This window comes from Nocardia sp. FDAARGOS_372 (assembly GCF_002554515.1).
GTDB classification, from domain to species: domain Bacteria; phylum Actinomycetota; class Actinomycetes; order Mycobacteriales; family Mycobacteriaceae; genus Nocardia; species Nocardia farcinica.
Genome location: NZ_PDDW01000001.1, coordinates 2,049,742 through 2,065,943 on the forward strand (window position 1 = coordinate 2,049,742; position 16,202 = coordinate 2,065,943).

Below are 16,202 nucleotides of genomic sequence, written 5' to 3' on the forward strand. Positions count from 1 at the left end.
CCGTTGCACGCCGGAACCCGATCCCGATGCGGTGGTTCGGACAGCGGCGTCCAGGGTCACCCCGCCCACCTGCCGTCGGCTGTTGCGGTTGAGCCGATGTCGACTTCGGTGTCGCGGTCGTCGGCGATGGCGGCCAGGAACTCCGGCGAAGTGGTGATGAGCGCGTTCTCGGTGGGCGAGGCCAAAGACCCGAACACCGCGCGGTCGGTGCCGCCGACCGCGAGCAGCCCCGAACCGCGAGCCGCGGAGAGCAGGAATTGTTGCTCGCCGTCAGAGAGGTGGAAGGCGGTAGCGACCTCGTCGATGGCCTGGGGTGCTTGGCGGAGCAAGATCTGAGTGGCGGCGTTGGAGATGATCGCTCGCCCGAGTTCGGTCGAGCAGACATCCGCGCAGTCCTGGGTAGCGACGGTGAGTCCGGCCCAGTGCTTGCGGAAGCTCTTCGCGGCCCGGAACAGGAACGCCGCCCCGGCGGGCTCGCGCAGCAGCAGCCATGCCTCGTCCACGGTGATCATGCGGGGCCGCCGATGACCGGGGTTCGACACTTTCCGCCACGTCGCGTCCAAAACCAGCAGCGTGCCGATGGTTTTCATTTCATCGGGCAGCTCCCGTAGCGAGAACACGATCATCGCGCCCTCGGGTTCGGTGGTGGTGGGTCCGTCGATCAGCCCGGCATAGGCTCCCTCGCCGGTGTAGGGGTGCAGCCCGGCAGCCAACTCGACGGCAGCGGGCACGGCGAGCTGGTCGAGCTGGTCTCGCAGGTCGCTCAGGGTGGGCGCGGGCCGGGTCCAGGTGGCGGGGTCGTCGGTGATCCCGGCGGCGGTGTAAGCAGCGGCGAGAGCAGCGTCCAGCGCCGACCGTTGCGCGGCGGTTTGGTCCCCCAACAGCACCTGGATCAGGGTGTGGCAGAACAGTTTGCGCCGAGTGAGCGCATCGGTCGGGGCGCTGCGGCTCCCGTCGGGTCGGGTGTGGATTTCCAGGTCGAACGGGTTGAGCCGAACTCCGGGTGCACCGAGGCGGATGTTGGTGCCGCCCACGGCCTCGCTCAGGCGCCGGTATTCGTCTTCGGGGTCGATGATGACCTGTTCGACCCCGCGATACAGCGCTCGCAGGATCTCGGTTTTCACCAGGTAGGACTTGCCTGCACCGGAGCGGCCGAGAACGACGAGGTTGTGGTTGTGGGCCTCGGGACCGAACCGGTCCACGAACAACAACCCCGACGCGGCGTCGCGGCCATAGAGAACACCCTGGGGCCGGTCGGCCTGGGCGGGTTCGGCGGCGGGGAGCTGGGGTGAGTCGAAGGGGAACGCCGCGGCGAGGGCAGTGGTATCGAAGGTCCGCTGGACCCGGATCAGGTCCAACCCGAGCGGCAGAGTCGTCACCCACGCCTGAGCTGCCCGGTAGGACAGGGTGCAGGTGTCCACGAGCAGACTCGCCGCCAACGCGCGAACGGCGGCCAACTCGTCGGCCAGCTCGGATTCCGAGGCGGCATGGACGGTGAGATACACCCCGACGCGGAACAGCCTGGCTTCGGCCCGCGCGACGCGCGCGGACAGGTCGGCGGCGTCCTCGACGGCGACGTCGACCTGCGGGTCGGTCAGACGGCCTCGGCCGAGGTCCTGCCTGCGGGCGGATTCGAGGCGGGCTTGCTGGCGGCGCAGCCGGGTCGCGGCGGTGGCCGGGTCGACCGGCTCGACGTGCACCGCGACCTCGACTCTGCCCGGGTGAGACAGCAGAGGCGCGAGCCAGCCGGCCGTCACCTCGCGCGGGTAGCCGGTTACCGCGAGGGTCGCACTCCAATCCGAGCCGATCTCGAGGTGCCGGGTGCCGATGGTCAGAGATTCCGGGGCGAACCGGTCGAGCCCGTCCCCGGCGAACGGATCCGGTAATCGGGTATTGGGGTCGGTGCTGACGACCGTGTCGGCGGCGGTGATGTCGGCGGCGGCAGAGACGAGGCTTTCGGGGTCGGTGCAACTGGCCAGCACGGCGGTCGCGGCGTCGTGGGCGAGGGCGGTCACCGAGATCCCCAGCGGGGACAGCACATCGGCGGCCTCGTTCATCCGGCGCAGCAGCCTGGACTCGGCCGCCCGGCGCGCACCGCCCGATAGGGTGCGCCGGGCTCGGCGCTGCCCAGGGAGACGGGCACGCAGCCCGCTGGTCGCCACGGCCTCGGTGTGTTCACGCCAGACGAGCAGCACCTGTCGGTGGACGGGGTCTTCGCGGGCGGCCAGCGCGGTGAGGTGGTCGGCGTGGTCGAGGGCTGCCGCGGCGAGGTCGGCCGACATCTGCGCGGCGGCCGTTTGCAGGCCGGTGATGTGCTCGGTCAAGTCCAGCCGCGCCGAACGGATCAGGATCTGGACGGGTTGACGCAGGGTGTGCAGCCAGCCCGCGAGCTGGCCGACCAAGCTGTCCTGTTCGGTCGGGGTCCGCAGCGACAGGTTGAGGGTTCCGGCGACGGCGATGGCGGCGAGGCCGTCGGCGCCGAGGTCGATCACCCCGACCTCGCCGCTGCCACTGCTCGCCACCGACTCGGGCAACCGCGCCTGATCTGCCGATAGTTCCGAGGGCACCGGCGACCGAGGACGTCGTCCTGTGGTGCGCGTCGTGATCCAGTGCGGAGCCCGGGTGGCACCATGTGATCGGATGAGGTGGCGTGGACGCAGGCGGTGATGAACGGCCGCGACGAGCAGCAGGTCGGCCGACAGGCCCTCGCGGCGTGTCAGGACCGCGACTGCCACGAACACGAACATCAGGGCAGCGGTGACCGCGAATACGGGCAGCGGTAGCAGGGTTCGCGTTGCAGCCCAGGCCGCGTACAGCAGTGCCGCGGTCGTGGCCAGGACAGCGAGCTGGCGCGCGGTGAACGGCCCCAGCAGCCGATCGGAGCGGTCGACGTCGGCGGGGATGCGCACGATGGTATTCATTTCAGGGTTCCGCCTCTCGGGGCGCGGGGCGCTCGGCGGCGCACGGGCAGATCCGGCATGGGCAGATGCAGCTGCCGCCCCGCCGGACGCGCCGGGGCCGCTGCGGGTGGTTGTAGCGGGTTCGGCGGCGGTGCAACGGGCTTGACCCGGGCGACCGGGAACGGCAGCGGGTACTGGCCGCTACGGTTCGGGCGCACACGCGCGTACGGGTCGGGCGGGGTGGGTTCGGTGAAGTCGAAGGCGAGCTGTTGCGGTGTCGCGCGGCGACCGGGCCGCTGCGGCGGCGGCTCGGGTGGCGGGGGTGTTGGACGGACACGGCGCACCGGGATCGGGAGCGGGTACTGTCCCCCAGCCCCGGCGCGGATGCCCCGATACGGGTCCGGTGGAGTGAAGTCGAACGCGAGCTGGCGTCCCCTCGCCGACCGGTTCGAGCGCGGTGGTGGGGTGCCGGTCGCTTGGGCCGGTGCCGGGTTGGGTTGCCGAGGAACGCGGCGCACTCCTTCCAAGGGCAGCATGAGCTGCCCGTCGCGGCTCGAACGCACCCGCGCGTACGGATCGGGCGGTCCACTGCTGGAGGCGGCGCGGGGTGCTCGTGAGGCACGGACGGGTCGCGCACTCCGCCGTGCGGATGCCGCCGAGGCTGTGGTGCGGGCGCTGCTCGCAGTGGCGCCTTTGAGCATGCCGAGGGTTTTGTAGGCGATGAATCCGCGCACGATCGAGCCGAGGAAGCTGCGGCCTTGCCCGATCTTGAGCACCGACAGCAGCCACATCGGTGTCTTGATCAACACGAACATCAACGCCAAAGCGACAGTGAGGTCGGCGATCTCGTTGGCATCGGGCCCGAACACGTACCAGCCACCGGGACGGAGCATGACCCGCAGCACGGTCACCAACGTCAGTGATTGCACCACCTGGACTGCGAGGCAGGCGGCGAAGCTGCGCCACCACCAGCGGGCGACACCGTCGAGGCCGGGCAGCCCATGACACATCAAAGCCAGGGGTGCGCCCACGATCAGCAAGATCGTGATCGTCACCCGCACGAGGTAGCTGATGATCAGCACGAGCAGCATCACCGACAGCGCCAGCTGCAACAGAACGAGGACACCGAGGCTCTGGGTACTGGTGAACGCCAACTCGGCCAGCGCGTCGGCGGCCGAGCCCGAGTCGACACCATCTCCAGCGAGAGCACCGGCGAGGGCGTTGGCGAAACCGATTCCGGCGGTGGCGATCATCATGCTCAACCCCCCAGTCGCGAATCCGACGACCAGGCGGGGTGCGAGTTCGCGGATCGACCATTGGGTTTGGACGGTCTCACGCATCATCAACAGCACCCCGGCAGCCATCACGACCAGCACGTAGAGGGCGAGCACGATCTGCCACGACTGGTTCCACAAGACCCCGATCTCGGGAATCTGCCCGGGTTCGGGTGTGGTGAGCAGGGTTTGCGACAACAGTTCCAGCAACGGGTTGAGCGAGGTCTCCACGATGCGCCGGAAGAACCCGTCGACCGCGTTCTCCACACACCCGTTGATGTTGGTCACCCCGCACTCGGCCGAGCCCGACCCGGATCCAGGTGCCGGTGCTGGCGCTGTTGTGCCGGGCGCGGTTGTCGTCGGTGGGGCGGTGGTCGAGGGTGGTGTCACCCACCGGCGCGGTGTCGTGGTCGGTGGACTGGTGGTCGGCGCGGGTGTCGCCGGTGCCGTGGTCACCGGCGGAACCGGCGTCGGAGTGGCGGGTTGGGCGGCGGCCCCGCCGGAACCGGTGAGCACGATCAGGACGGCGGCGAGGACCGCTGCTGCGCTAATGGCAGCGAGGCGCGCGGCCGGTGTGAACCGGGTGGGGGTGGGTGGTGCCTGGGCCGAGGTGCTCACGGTCAGGCTCCGATGATGGACTTGAGCACGGCGACGATGACCGGTGCCAGCATCGCCAGCGCGTAGCCGATGCACGCGGCGCGGAAGGCGGTCTTGGCCTTCTCGATCTCGCTGGGATCACCGCCCCCGAGCAGATAGCGGGCTCCTGCGATGGTCAGGAACAGTGTCGCCAGCCCGGCCAGGATGCCGACCAGCCAGTTGCGGGCGTTGTCGATCACCTCGCCCAGCGACGAGGCGATGGCCAGCACCTCGGTGTGCGGTGGCGCCGCCGAGGCGGATCCGGCCGCGACCACCGACACCACCACGGCGGCGACCGCGATAGCGAGGCGCCGGGGCCAGCGTCGTGCGCGGCCAGCCGAGTCCTGTACGGCCCCATCGAGAGCGTTCGTGTGCGGGTTCATGCGGCCACCCGCCCGGACTCGATGCGTGCCGGTGCCGGAGCTGACGAGAGCCGTTTCGGCCGGCGGCCTCGCCGCGGTGAGGAGACCCTCGGCGCGAGCGTGGTCACCGTCGCGGTCTCGACCGGGCCGTTGCGGACCGGGTCGAGGTCGCGGGTGCGGTCGGCCAGCCATACCAGTAGGGCACGTTCGGCACGGGACCGCTGCTTGCGCAGTCGGCCCACAGGGACACCGCGCTCGGCGGCCAGACCGGGCAGCAGCCGGTCTTCCCACCGGGACGCGGCGATGAGTTCTGCGGCGTCGGCGGAGATCACCCCGGCACCCACGGCAGCAGCGAGCACCGTCTCGGGGTGACCCGACTCGGCTCCGAGTACCTGCGCCCGCTGCCCCCATTCGGTGAGGCCAGCTCCGAGGTCGCCGACCACCGTGAAATTGGTTCGCTGCTCGATTGCTGTTTTACGGTCAGCGCGGAAGGCAGCCCACCGTAGGCGATTCCATACGTGCGGCTGGTCAACATCGATGCACGGGAGGTGGAGCAGGAACTCAGCCAGCGCTTCGGACTCGGCATCGTGGCGCTCCGGGCTTCCCGGTGCCGTGTGCTCGCCGGTGATACGGGCCAGCATCGGCACGGCCAGCGCCGCGCTCACGAGCATTGCGGACTCGCAGCGCTGCCGGACCCGTTCGATGAGCCACACCCCGATCGCATCGACCTCGGTCATCGGCGTGCCTGGATCCCACAGCCGCTCACGCAACTCTCCCCACGTCCGGATCCGACCGCAACCGGCCTCCGACACCGGGACCGGACGGGGGATGGTCGGCAGGTAGTGTCCGGCGATCCGGTCGAAACCCCTGTTCACCGCAGCCAGTGGCGAGGGCCGTTTGCCGATCTGTCCCGGAATGGTTTCGTCATGCGTGTTCGTCACCACGATCTCCTTGTTCGGTCGATAGTTTTCCGACCACATCAGGACACCTCGCGGATCTATCCGAAACCTATCCAAACCCTATCCGCAACATATCCAAACACTATCTGAAACATATCCAAGTCATATCTTGCGCAGATCAGCATCCCCTCCGCTACTACGACACACCCACCCGTCGGGGGCACGGCATATCCGCGCGGATATACCCATCTACCAGCACATGTGAAGCGCAGGATAGCGCCAGGATATGACTTGGATATGTTTCAGATAGGTTCCGGATAGGCATCCGAGCACGCTGGCAAACCGTGGTGAAAATTCTTCAAAAAAATTCCCGGGACATCTCATCGATGCACCCGTTTTCTAGGTCCGGATATCGGGCTCAGGAAATTCTCAGAGAGCGGAGTTCGGAAATTACGTCCCGTTTTCGGCTTTTTGGCGGCAGTTAATGAGTAGAAGCACTCTCTCGTTCAGGAGGCCCCTCATGACTGCCCCTTCCCGCCGCCCGCGCTCTGGCACCAATGCCGTGCAGATCCCCTCGACCTTGTGGCCGCTGGGACCCGACCCGCTCGATCCCGCCGATCGCTGGCCCGACCGGGCTCTGGTCCACACGATCACCGAATTCTCCGCGCCGGGCGCGCGGGTGATGCTGCTGGGCTGGCCCGCCCCCACCGCGCGGGGGACGCTGCGGATCATCGAGTCCGACACCGCCGCCGCACTGTCGACGATCGGGGATCTGGGCCGCCACGGACTCGACGCACCCGCCGGCCGGACGTGGACAGGCGCGCCGGTGGATCTGGTCGTCGCGAGCCTGCTCGCCGATCAGCTCGACCCGATCGCCGCCGCCGAACACATCACTGCGCTCGCGACCGACGTCCTCGCGATGGGCGGGTTGCTGGTCGTTTTCTCCCGTTGCCGACACAGCGACTCCGGAACCTTGTTCGACCCGGCCGGTTCGGTCGTGGCCGCCGCGCAGTCCGCCGATCTGCTCTACCTCCAGCACATCATCGCCGCCCCGATCTCCGGGCACCGGATCACCGCGCCCGCCTCGCCGACGCCCTCGAGCACCGCGCGCCACACGGTCGCGCACACCGACGTCTTCGTCTTCCTCCAGCCCGCCCATGGCTGAACCCACACGCCCTGTACCCGACCGGAACTCTCACGTGAAGGACGCCCGAATGTCGCTCGAACCGACCACCCCCGCCTCCGCCGACAGCGCCTCCGGCAGCCCCGCACAGACCGCCCCGGCCGTCGCGCCGGTGTCGGTGTGGGCCACCGCGCAGACCGCGCCCACCGCCCAGCGGCGGGGCCGCTACCACCCCGACAGCACCGCCCACCCGGCGAAGATGTTCCCCGCCATCGTCGCCCACGCCGTGAACACCTACACCCAGCCCGGGGACCTCGTCCTGGACCCGATGTGTGGAATCGGCACCACCCTGGTCGAGTCCCTGCATTTGGGTCGCCGCGCGGTCGGGGTGGAGTACGAGAGCCGGTGGGCGGAGCTGGCGCGCACCAACATCGAGCTCGCCCGCGAGGCCGGGATCGATCTCGCCGCGGACGTCTTCCACGGCGACGCCCGCAAGCTGGGAGAGCTGATCCCGGCCGAGCTACGCGGCCAGGCGAAGTTGGTCATCACTTCCCCGCCCTACGGCGATTCTCTGCACGGGCATGTGCGCGCCAACCGCAAAGACCCGGTAGTAAAGAAGAACCACCGCTATGGCCAGCTACTGGACCGAGGCAATTTGGCCAACGTCGGCCTCGGCCGCCTGCTGTCGGGATTCACGAAGATCCTGGCCGGGGCCGCCGACTACCTCGCTCCCGGCGGGTATGTGGTGATCACCGCCCGGCCGTGGCGTCAGCACGCCGAACTCGTGCCGCTGCCCGCCCACCTCTACACCTGCGGCGAGCTGGCCGGGCTGGTGCCGGTGGAGCGGTGCGTGGCGCTGCTCGGGCGTCTCACCGAGGGCGAACTCGTCGCCCGGTCGAGCTTCTTCCAGCGCGACTTCATCGTCAAGCAGCGCGCGGCAGGGCTGCCGATGCACCTCATCGCCCACGAGGACGTCATCATCCTGCGCAAGCCCGAAGCCACCGAGGCGACCGAACGCCGCCGCGCGGCAGGCCGGTTCCCGTTCGGCAGCGCGGCGACACTGCCGAGTGCCGATAGCACCGGCTCGGGATCGGTGGCCGCGTGAATCCCGAGCAGGGATGGCTGGGCCGGGCGCTTCTCGCGCCCGGCCGGGCCGTGGCCGACCTCCGCGAATCCCTCGAACACGCCCTCGTGTCCACCGATGCCCTGTTCCTGGTGGTGGCTGGTGTCGCGGTGCTCGCCGCGGTCGGGCTCGTGGGCCGGTGGCGGCGAGGCCGGCTGAGTGCGCGTGCCCGTCAGATCACCGTGCTCACCCCACCGGAGGTCGATGCCAAAGGCGCACTCTCCTTCTGGGCCCACCTCATCGGCCAGCTCCGCCCCGCGTGGGCGAGGACGCTGTTGGGGCAGCCGCATCTGGGGTTCGAGTACACCGTCACCCCCGAAGAGGGCGCGGCGATCCGGTTGTGGGTGCCCGGCGCGATCCCACCCGGGCTGATCGAGCGGGCCGTCGCCTCGGCGTGGCCCGGCGCGCACACCGACACCCTTGAGCCCGCTCGTCCGCCACTGCCGAACCCGGTCAAGGGAATCCGGCGGGTCGTGGCCGGAGGCGAGCTGCGTCTCGGGCGCCACGAGGGGCTCCCGTTGAGCACCGAGCATTCCGGTGATCTGGTGCGCAACCTGATCACCGCCGCCGACGATCTGGGCCCCGGCCACGCCGTGTGTGTGCAGATCCTCGCCCGCCCGGTCACCGGCCGCCGCGTCGCCCGAGCCACCCGCTCCGCGGCGAGCACGGGTACCCGGGCCGGTGTCGCGGCCGGACTACTGTGCCAGGCCCTCGACCTCCTCACACCCGGCTCGAACAGCGCTCGCACCTCCCGCGCTACCGCCGGGGCAGGAACCGGCCGGGCCAGCGACCGGCAGACCTCCCTCGAATACAGCGCCGCCGCCCGCGCGGCGGCGGCCAAAGCGCGAGGGGCGCACTGGGAAACGGTCGTGCGCTATGCCGCCTCGATCCCGGTCTCCACCGACCCCGCCGAGATCGACTCGACAGCGGCAGCGCGGGCGGTGGCGCGCGGGCGCGCCGATGCGCTCGCCACGACATTCGGGGCGTGCACCGATCACAACTACTACCGGCGTCGCCGTCGCCCTTTGCGCCTTCAGCGGTTGATCCGGGAGCGGCGTCTCGGGCGTGGGGATGTGTTGTCGGTGCCGGAGCTGGCCACGATCGCCCATCTGCCCACCGAAGACGGGCTACCGGGACTGCAGCGTGCCGGAGCCCGCGCTCTGTCCCCGGCCCCGGAGATCCCCGTCGGTGGGGAACACACGAAGCCGTTGGGGATGTCGGACACCGGCACTCGCCGCCCGGTCGCGGTCAAAGTCAGCGACGCCCGCCACCACCTGCACATTCTCGGTCCCACCGGCGTCGGCAAATCCACGCTGCTGGCGCGCACGATCCTCGATGACGCCGAGGCCGGGCGCGGGGTGATCGTCATCGACCCGAAGGGCGACCTGGTCACCGATGTCTTGTCGCGGCTGCCGTCGCGCATGGGTGAGCGGGTAGTGCTCTTCGACGCCGACGCTTCCAGTGCTCCGCCGTGTGTGAATCCGCTCGACATCGGCCGGATCGGGCGCGCCGGAATGGATCTCGCGGTCGACAACCTGACCACGGTGTTCCGCCGGATCTTTCACCAGTGGTGGGGGCCGCGCACCGACGACATCATGCGCGCGAGCCTGCTGACGTTATGCGCCCAACCCGGCACCGCCACCCTGGCCGACCTGCCCCGTCTGCTCACCGAGTCCGCCTTCCGTTCCCGGGTCACCCGCACCACCACCGATCCGGTCCTGCGCGGGTTCTGGGACTCCTATGAACAGCTCTCCGACACCGGGCGTGCCCAGCTCACCGGCCCGCTACTGAACAAACTGCGCGCCTTTTTGCTGCGCCCGTTCGTCCGCGCGGCCATCGCCGGTGGCCCGTCGACCGTGGACTTCGGCGATGTCCTCGACCACGGCGGCATCTGCCTCGCGCGGTTGCCGAAGGGCTCACTCGGCGAGGAAACCTCACGGCTGGTCGGGTCACTGCTGGTCGCCCGGACCTGGCAGGCGGTGACCGCCAGGGCCCGGGTGCCCGCCGCCGACCGGCCTGACGCCGCGCTCGTGCTCGACGAGGCACAGAACTTCCTCAACCTGAGCACGCCGATCGAGGACATGCTCGCCGAAGCCCGCGGACTCCGGCTCTCTCTGCTGCTGGCGCATCAGAACTTGGGTCAGCTCTCGCGCGAACTGCGCGACGGTATCTCGGCGAATGCGCGCAACAAGATCGTCTTCGCCGTGTCCCCCGATGACGCGCGCGATCTGGCCCGGCATACCGACCCGTGGCTGTCCGAGCACGACCTGTCCCATCTCGACGCCTTTCACGCTGCCGCGCGGCTGTTGGTCGACGGCCGCAACGCCCGCCCCTTCACCCTCACCACCCGCCCCCTGGACCCACCGATCCCCGGACGCGCCCGCGAGATCTCCGCCGCCGCACGCGCCCACATCACCGCACCCGGCCCCTGACCGCGACGAGTGACCCGGTCACGCATAGCGCGCCTCACCAACTACCACCGCCCGTCTTCTTTTCATCCTGAGAAAGGTTGTGCCACCGATGCTTTCCCGCCCCGCCCAGCAGGCCGACAACCGCCGACCCCGCCCCGACAACCGGACCAGGCCCCGCCCCCTCGATCCCACCGCGCTCGTCTCCCGGCTGACCGAGCGCGACCGCTGGATCCTGCGCATGCTCTACGAACACCGCGTCTTGACCACCAACCAGCTCACCGACCTGGCCTTCCCCACCCAGCCCATCGCCCTGCGACGGCTCAACCTGCTCCACCGCTACGGCGTCCTCGAACGGTTCCGCCCCTGGCGCGCCCGAGGCAGCGCGCCAATGCACTGGGTGCTCGCACCGGCCGGAGCCGGCGTCCTCGCCGCCGAAGCCGGAATCACGGTGCGCGAGCTTGGCTACCAGTACCAGCGCGCGCTCGCCATCGGGCACAGCCTGCACCTGACCCACACCCTCGGCGTTGTCGAGTGGTTCACCGCCCTGATCGCCCACCCCGCCCTCGATCAGCGTGGCGACCCCGCCCAAGTCCTGGCGTGGTGGTCCCAGACCCGCTGCGAGCGCCTGTGGGGAGACCTCGCCCGTCCCGACGCTTGGGGCCGCTACCGCCACGCCGAAGCCGTGCTCGACTTCTACCTCGAATACGACCTCGAATCCACCACGGCGCTGTCGCGGGTCGCGGCCAAGCTCACCGGCTACGCCGAGCTGGCGCGCACCACCGGCGTCGTCGCCCCCGTCCTGCTGTGGGTGCCTAGTAGCGCCCGCGAGACCAAAGCCCGTGCCGCGCTGCACCGAACATGGGAACGGCTGCCCGACCCCGAGGCAGTGCCGGTGGCCACCGCCGCCGCCGAACTCCTGGCCCCCACCCACGAGGCGAGCCCCGCCGACCAGGTCTGGCTACCACTGGAGACCGACACCGACCGCAGGTCGCATCTGCACCAGCTGGCCACCATGTGGCCCCGGCGCACCCCGCCCGCCGCCGACAGCGAACTCGACCCCGGCTGGGTATCCCAGAGCGGCGTCGTCGCCTTGCCCCCACCCGCACCCCGGCCACCGACCTACGAGTCCTGGTGAGCTGACGATGCTGGTCAAGGCACTCGGGGCAGGATTCGCCGGGTTCGTGTTCCTCACCGTCGTCATCGCGACCGTGGTCACCACGGTCATCGTGTTCGACCAAGCGCTCACAGCACCCGCCCCGGGAGCTTCGACCGGCACCGGCTCCACCCCGAGCCCCGAAGCACAGCAAGACATCCCAGCCGAGACGCTCGTGCTCTACCAGGACGCCGCCGGGGACTGCCCCGGCCTGAACTGGTCGGTGCTCGCCGCGATCGGCAAGATCGAAACCGACCACGGCCGCTCCACCCTGCCCGGCGTGTCCTCCGGCGAGAACAGCTCCGGGGCCGGTGGGCCGATGCAATTCCTGGCTCCCACCTTCGACTCCGTCATCGCCCGGCACCCGTTGCCCACCGGTGGAGCGAACCCGCCCTCACGCTACAACCCCTCCGACGCCATCCACGCCGCCGCGTTCTACCTGTGCGACTCCGGCGCACCCGCCGACATGTACTCCGCGATCTTCGCTTACAACCACGCCGACTGGTACGTCGACCAGGTCCTCGACCAGGCGTCCCGCTACCGCACCACCACACCCGACACCTCCGGCGGCGACTGCACCACCGCCTCGCCGCCGAACCCGACAGCGGCACAGGTGATCTCGTTCGCCTGCGCGCAGCTCGGCCTGCCGTACGTGTGGGGCGGCAACGGGCCCGAGGTGAACGGCGGATGGGACTGCTCGGGGCTCACCCAGGCCGCCTACCGCTCTGCCGGGATCTCCATCCCGCGCACCACCTACGACCAGGTCCACACCGGCACACCGGTATCCGAGGACCAACTCGCCCCCGGCGACCTCGTCTTCTACAGCACCGGCGGCGACGTCCACCACGTCGGGATCTACCTCGGCGCAGGCCAGATGGTGCACGCACCCACCTTCAACGAACCCGTCCAAGTCTCGCCCTACCGGTGGTCCGGAGACGACTACTACACCGCCACCCGACCCTCACCAGCCCACAACCACAACTCCCCCGCCGCGCCCTGAACACCACCACCTTCGAACGGAGAAACTCCATGCGCCACCACCACTCTCGAACCATCCGCGTCGCGCTGTGCGCGGCCGTCGCCGCGACCACCATGACCGCCGGTGTCGCCGCCGCAGAACCCACACCCGACCGCACCGGTACCCAGTGCCCGCGTTGGACCGCGCTGCTGGCATTGGGCACCTACGAAACAACCACCAACGGACAGACCACACCGGGGGAAATCCTCACCCAGCTCGGGGAATCGCTCACCGCCCGCTACGGCACCGATATCGAGGTCCGCACGCTCGCGCCCACCGCTGGTGCGGGGTCGGTGAGCAGAGCCGACCTCACCGCGGCGGTGAAAGGGCTGTGCTCGGACACCCGAGCCGTTTTGGCCGGCTACGGCCAAGGCGCCGAGGTCACCGGCGACCTCGCCACCACCCTCGGCAACAAAGGCGGCCCGATCCCGGCCTCCCGCGTCATCGCCGTCGCGCTCGTCTCGGACCCGCGCCGCGATGCGACCACCGCCCAGCTCGGCACCCCGGTCTCCGGGCAGGGCGTCACCGGGCCACGCGCGCAGGGCTTCGGCGAACTGACCGACCGGGTCCGCACCCTGTGCCTCGACGGAGACAGCTACTGCTCGACCACCGCCGAGTCCTCGCCTGTCCTCGCCGCGGTGAGCCGCGCCCTCACCACCGCCACCACGACCACTCCGGCTCCTACCAGCACCACCGCGCCCACCACCACGACGAAAGCCCCGACCACGACGACGAGCACACCGACCATCAGCATCGGGTCGGGCTCAACCGGGCAGATCAGCGTGTCCCAGGTCCTCGCCCAGGTCGTCACCGTCCTCAGCGGGCTCGCCAGTTTCACTGCGAACGTGCCCGCGATCGTGGCCGACCTCGCCCAGCTGCCCGGGCTGGTCACCGCTGGAGACGTGCGCGGCGTGCACCGCGTCTCCGGGGACCTGAACAACCAGTTCGCCCCGCTGATCGAGCTTGCCGATGGACTCGACCTGCGCCTGGTAGCGCGGGCGCTGGCGTTGGCCGCGCCGCTGGACACCACCGGGGTCGCCACGATCGCCGCCGAGATCGTCGGTGTCCTGGCCGGACTCGACATCTCCCGCATCGCCACCGATGTCGGCCGGGCACAGGAGATCGCCTGGACCGCCGTGGAATTCCTCGCCGATGGCGACCCGGTCGCGGCGGTGCTGACGCTGACCGGGCTGGCACCGGTCGCCGCCGATCTCGTCTCGGCCACCGCCGCAGCGTTCACCGGCGGGCAGTTCCCCACCCTGACCAACACCTACACCGCCACCACCGGCGGCACGGACACGACGGGCAGCGCCACCGGCACGGATGCCGGTGTTCCGGCTGCCCAGGACGGCCACACGGCCACGTTCGACGCCACCGGCTACAACACCGCCGCGCCCATGCTGACCGACTGGATCGCCCAGGCCATCGACCGCAGCAAGTAGCCCGAGCCCGCCTGCACAGCGCATATAAGACGGCCCGTGGTGCCGAGCGGAATGCTCGGCACCACGGGCCGTTTCAGCGGGCAGGCGGGTCAGGAGATGAGTGGCGGCACCGCGCGCAGACCCGGCGCGGCCGGGCCCCTGTCGTGGCGGAACCGCCACGACGGCAACGCCCTGTACATGGTCACGGTCTGCTCGTCACCGTCATTGCCGCTGCCACTGCCGCCGTCGCTGGTGTCCCCGCTGTCCTGTTCGGGCAGCTGGTCCAGGGTTGCCACGACCACCTCGCGGGCGGCTGTTTCGAGGTCGCCGTACAGGGTTCCGGTCAACGGGCCGGTCATGACACGCACCGCACCGCTGTGTGGGAAGAACTCACCGTCGGTGGTCACCTGCTCGTAGCGCAACGCGATCGGCACCCACGGCACCAACGAGGCCAGCACGGGCATCTGCAGCTCCCGCACAGCCGTCTCGGCGATGGCGATCCACAGCTCGAGGCTGTCGGGGGCGTGGCTGGAGTCGGCGTACACCTGGTACAGGGCCGAGGCGAGGACCTTGGGGGTTGGGGTGGAGTACATAGTCGAGCACCTTTCTCAGGGGGTTAGATTGAGAGGGCGGTGTCGGACTCCCCGGAGATACGAGCTCCGGGGATTCCGGCATCGCCCAGTTTCAGGACGCGAGGGTGAATTTCTTGGGGGCCGTGCTGGTCTGGCGCGCGGTCCCGCCATCGGTCAACTTGACCAGGGCGTTGTGGACCGCGCCGCTGGAGCGGGCCAGGGCTTTGCCGATCTGGTGTGGGGTGAACTCCTTTCCGGGGTTTTCGTGCAGGAAGTCCTCGACCTGTCCCCGCAGCGCACCGGCGGGCAGGCGTTCGACCGTCGACTCCGCGTCGCCCGCAGCGCCGTTGTGGGCCGCCGCCGGGGGTTCCGGGGCCACGGTGGCGGGATCGTCCCCTGTGGGGGCGGCTACCGCCGTCTCCGGCGTGGTGTCGGGCGCGGGGTCGGCCGGGGCCGCCTGTTCGGCGGGGGTGGCCGGTTCGGGCCCGGTGGGTTCGGCCACAACGGGTTCCGGGGTCACGGGGTCGGCCGGTGCGGACTCCGGTTCGGCGGGTGTGGTGGCCACCGCTTCCGGCGCGGCCGGGGCCGGGGCCGGTTCGGGTTTCGCTCCGGCGGTCCAGCTCTTCCCGGCCCGAGGCTTGCCCGGATCGGTGGCCGCCCACACGGCCCCGGCGAGTTCCCATTCCGTCAGCAGATGCCGCGCCGCAATGGTCCCGATGGCCGCAATTTCCGCCAGATCGGCGGTGGTGCTGCCGGGGTGGGTTTCCAGCGCCTTCCACAGTGCCCGAGCTTCGGCGCTGTGCAACGCGGGCACCCCCGCCGCCGACACCGTCGCGGATTCGGTTGCAGGCTCGCCGGTTTCGGGCGTCGATCCGACCGGTTCGGCCGTCTCAGGAGACACCGCGCCCGGATCGGTGGGTTCGGCCGGGCACGGATCGGCGGGCGTGGTGGGGGCCGGGTCCGGTTCGATGGTGGCGGGTGTGCCCGTGCCCTGGGTCCAGGTCTTGGCCGCGCGGGGGGATGCGGGGTCGGTGTGCGACTTTGCGCACCCGGCGGTTTCCCACTGGGTCAGCAGACGCCGCGCGGTGGACTGGCCGATCCCGGCGATGTCGGCCAGTGCGGCGGTGGTGTTGTCAGGGTGGGCGCGCAGCGCCGCCCACAACGCCCGGGTGTTGTCTCGGCGCGGCACCGGCACCGACCGCGAACCGTTTTCCGGGGTGGGTGCGGCCGTTTCCGTGGCCACGGCGGCGTTCTTGGTTTTCGACATGGGGGTTCCTTCCAACAAATGGGTGTGGTGAATTCGGTGATGT

12 protein-coding genes are annotated in these 16,202 nt (G+C 70.2%); 6 read left to right on the top strand and 6 right to left on the bottom strand.

The features are described from left to right. Positions 1–56: 56 nt before the first annotated feature. The 4 genes from CRM89_RS10045 to CRM89_RS10065 all read right to left on the bottom strand — a co-directional run bounded on the left by CRM89_RS10045 (position 57) and on the right by CRM89_RS10065 (position 6,152). Entirely contained in the window at positions 57–2,921 is a 2,865-nt protein-coding gene (locus CRM89_RS10045; RefSeq protein ID WP_098083829.1) for a PrgI family protein, read from the bottom strand. Beyond that, entirely contained in the window at positions 2,918–4,462 is a 1,545-nt protein-coding gene (locus tag CRM89_RS30870; protein ID WP_098083830.1) for a hypothetical protein, read from the bottom strand. The genes CRM89_RS10045 and CRM89_RS30870 overlap by 4 nt, the downstream gene beginning before the upstream one ends. A gap of 332 nt (positions 4,463–4,794) precedes the next feature. After that, on the bottom strand, positions 4,795–5,097 hold the full coding sequence (locus CRM89_RS10060; protein ID WP_229434672.1) for a pilin: 303 nt from the start codon (positions 5,095–5,097) through the stop codon (positions 4,795–4,797). A gap of 92 nt (positions 5,098–5,189) precedes the next feature. Then, the gene (locus CRM89_RS10065) at positions 5,190–6,152 is read right to left on the bottom strand and encodes a hypothetical protein (protein WP_098083832.1); all 963 of its coding nucleotides are present in this window, start codon (positions 6,150–6,152) and stop codon (positions 5,190–5,192) included. Between the two features lie 439 nt (positions 6,153–6,591). On the opposite strand from CRM89_RS10065, the gene CRM89_RS10070 reads away from it, so the two are divergent. The 6 genes from CRM89_RS10070 (at position 6,592) to CRM89_RS10095 (ending at position 14,341) form a co-directional block, all read left to right on the top strand. Continuing rightward, positions 6,592–7,236 (top strand): hypothetical protein, encoded by a 645-nt coding sequence (locus CRM89_RS10070; RefSeq protein ID WP_127516112.1) that lies wholly within the window; start codon positions 6,592–6,594, stop codon positions 7,234–7,236. 49 nt (positions 7,237–7,285) lie between these two features. Next, entirely contained in the window at positions 7,286–8,299 is a 1,014-nt protein-coding gene (locus CRM89_RS10075; RefSeq protein ID WP_098083834.1) for a TRM11 family methyltransferase, read from the top strand. Then, positions 8,296–10,749, top strand: a complete 2,454-nt coding sequence (locus tag CRM89_RS10080; RefSeq protein ID WP_216641969.1) for a type IV secretory system conjugative DNA transfer family protein — start codon at positions 8,296–8,298, stop codon at positions 10,747–10,749. The genes CRM89_RS10075 and CRM89_RS10080 overlap by 4 nt, the downstream gene beginning before the upstream one ends. An 88-nt stretch (positions 10,750–10,837) precedes the next feature. Then, on the top strand, positions 10,838–11,863 hold the full coding sequence (locus tag CRM89_RS10085) for a replication-relaxation family protein (RefSeq protein WP_098083836.1): 1,026 nt from the start codon (positions 10,838–10,840) through the stop codon (positions 11,861–11,863). A gap of 7 nt (positions 11,864–11,870) precedes the next feature. Then, on the top strand, positions 11,871–12,881 hold the full coding sequence (locus CRM89_RS10090; RefSeq protein ID WP_098083837.1) for a bifunctional lytic transglycosylase/C40 family peptidase: 1,011 nt from the start codon (positions 11,871–11,873) through the stop codon (positions 12,879–12,881). Between the two features lie 29 nt (positions 12,882–12,910). Next, the gene (locus CRM89_RS10095; protein ID WP_098083838.1) at positions 12,911–14,341 is read left to right on the top strand and encodes a cutinase family protein; all 1,431 of its coding nucleotides are present in this window, start codon (positions 12,911–12,913) and stop codon (positions 14,339–14,341) included. An 89-nt stretch (positions 14,342–14,430) separates the two neighbouring features. Here CRM89_RS10095 and CRM89_RS10100 read toward each other — a convergent pair whose 3' ends face one another. Both CRM89_RS10100 and CRM89_RS30875 read right to left on the bottom strand, forming a co-directional pair. Further along, positions 14,431–14,913: a hypothetical protein gene (locus CRM89_RS10100; protein WP_098083839.1), complete on the bottom strand. Its 483-nt coding sequence runs from the start codon at positions 14,911–14,913 to the stop codon at positions 14,431–14,433. Positions 14,914–15,004: 91 nt separating this feature from the next. Continuing rightward, on the bottom strand, positions 15,005–16,159 hold the full coding sequence (locus tag CRM89_RS30875; RefSeq protein WP_098083840.1) for a hypothetical protein: 1,155 nt from the start codon (positions 16,157–16,159) through the stop codon (positions 15,005–15,007). Between the last annotated feature and the right edge of the window lie 43 nt (positions 16,160–16,202).

Coding starts and splice junctions, on each gene's coding strand:
- CRM89_RS10045 (WP_098083829.1), bottom strand. CDS start 2,921: ATGAATACCATCGTGCGCATCCCCGCCGACGTCGACCGCTCCGATCGG.
- CRM89_RS10065 (WP_098083832.1), bottom strand. CDS start 6,152: ATGTGGTCGGAAAACTATCGACCGAACAAGGAGATCGTGGTGACGAAC.
- CRM89_RS10070 (WP_127516112.1), top strand. CDS start 6,592: ATGACTGCCCCTTCCCGCCGCCCGCGCTCTGGCACCAATGCCGTGCAG.
- CRM89_RS10075 (WP_098083834.1), top strand. CDS start 7,286: ATGTCGCTCGAACCGACCACCCCCGCCTCCGCCGACAGCGCCTCCGGC.
- CRM89_RS10085 (WP_098083836.1), top strand. CDS start 10,838: ATGCTTTCCCGCCCCGCCCAGCAGGCCGACAACCGCCGACCCCGCCCC.
- CRM89_RS10090 (WP_098083837.1), top strand. CDS start 11,871: ATGCTGGTCAAGGCACTCGGGGCAGGATTCGCCGGGTTCGTGTTCCTC.
- CRM89_RS10095 (WP_098083838.1), top strand. CDS start 12,911: ATGCGCCACCACCACTCTCGAACCATCCGCGTCGCGCTGTGCGCGGCC.
- CRM89_RS10100 (WP_098083839.1), bottom strand. CDS start 14,913: ATGTACTCCACCCCAACCCCCAAGGTCCTCGCCTCGGCCCTGTACCAG.
- CRM89_RS30875 (WP_098083840.1), bottom strand. CDS start 16,159: ATGTCGAAAACCAAGAACGCCGCCGTGGCCACGGAAACGGCCGCACCC.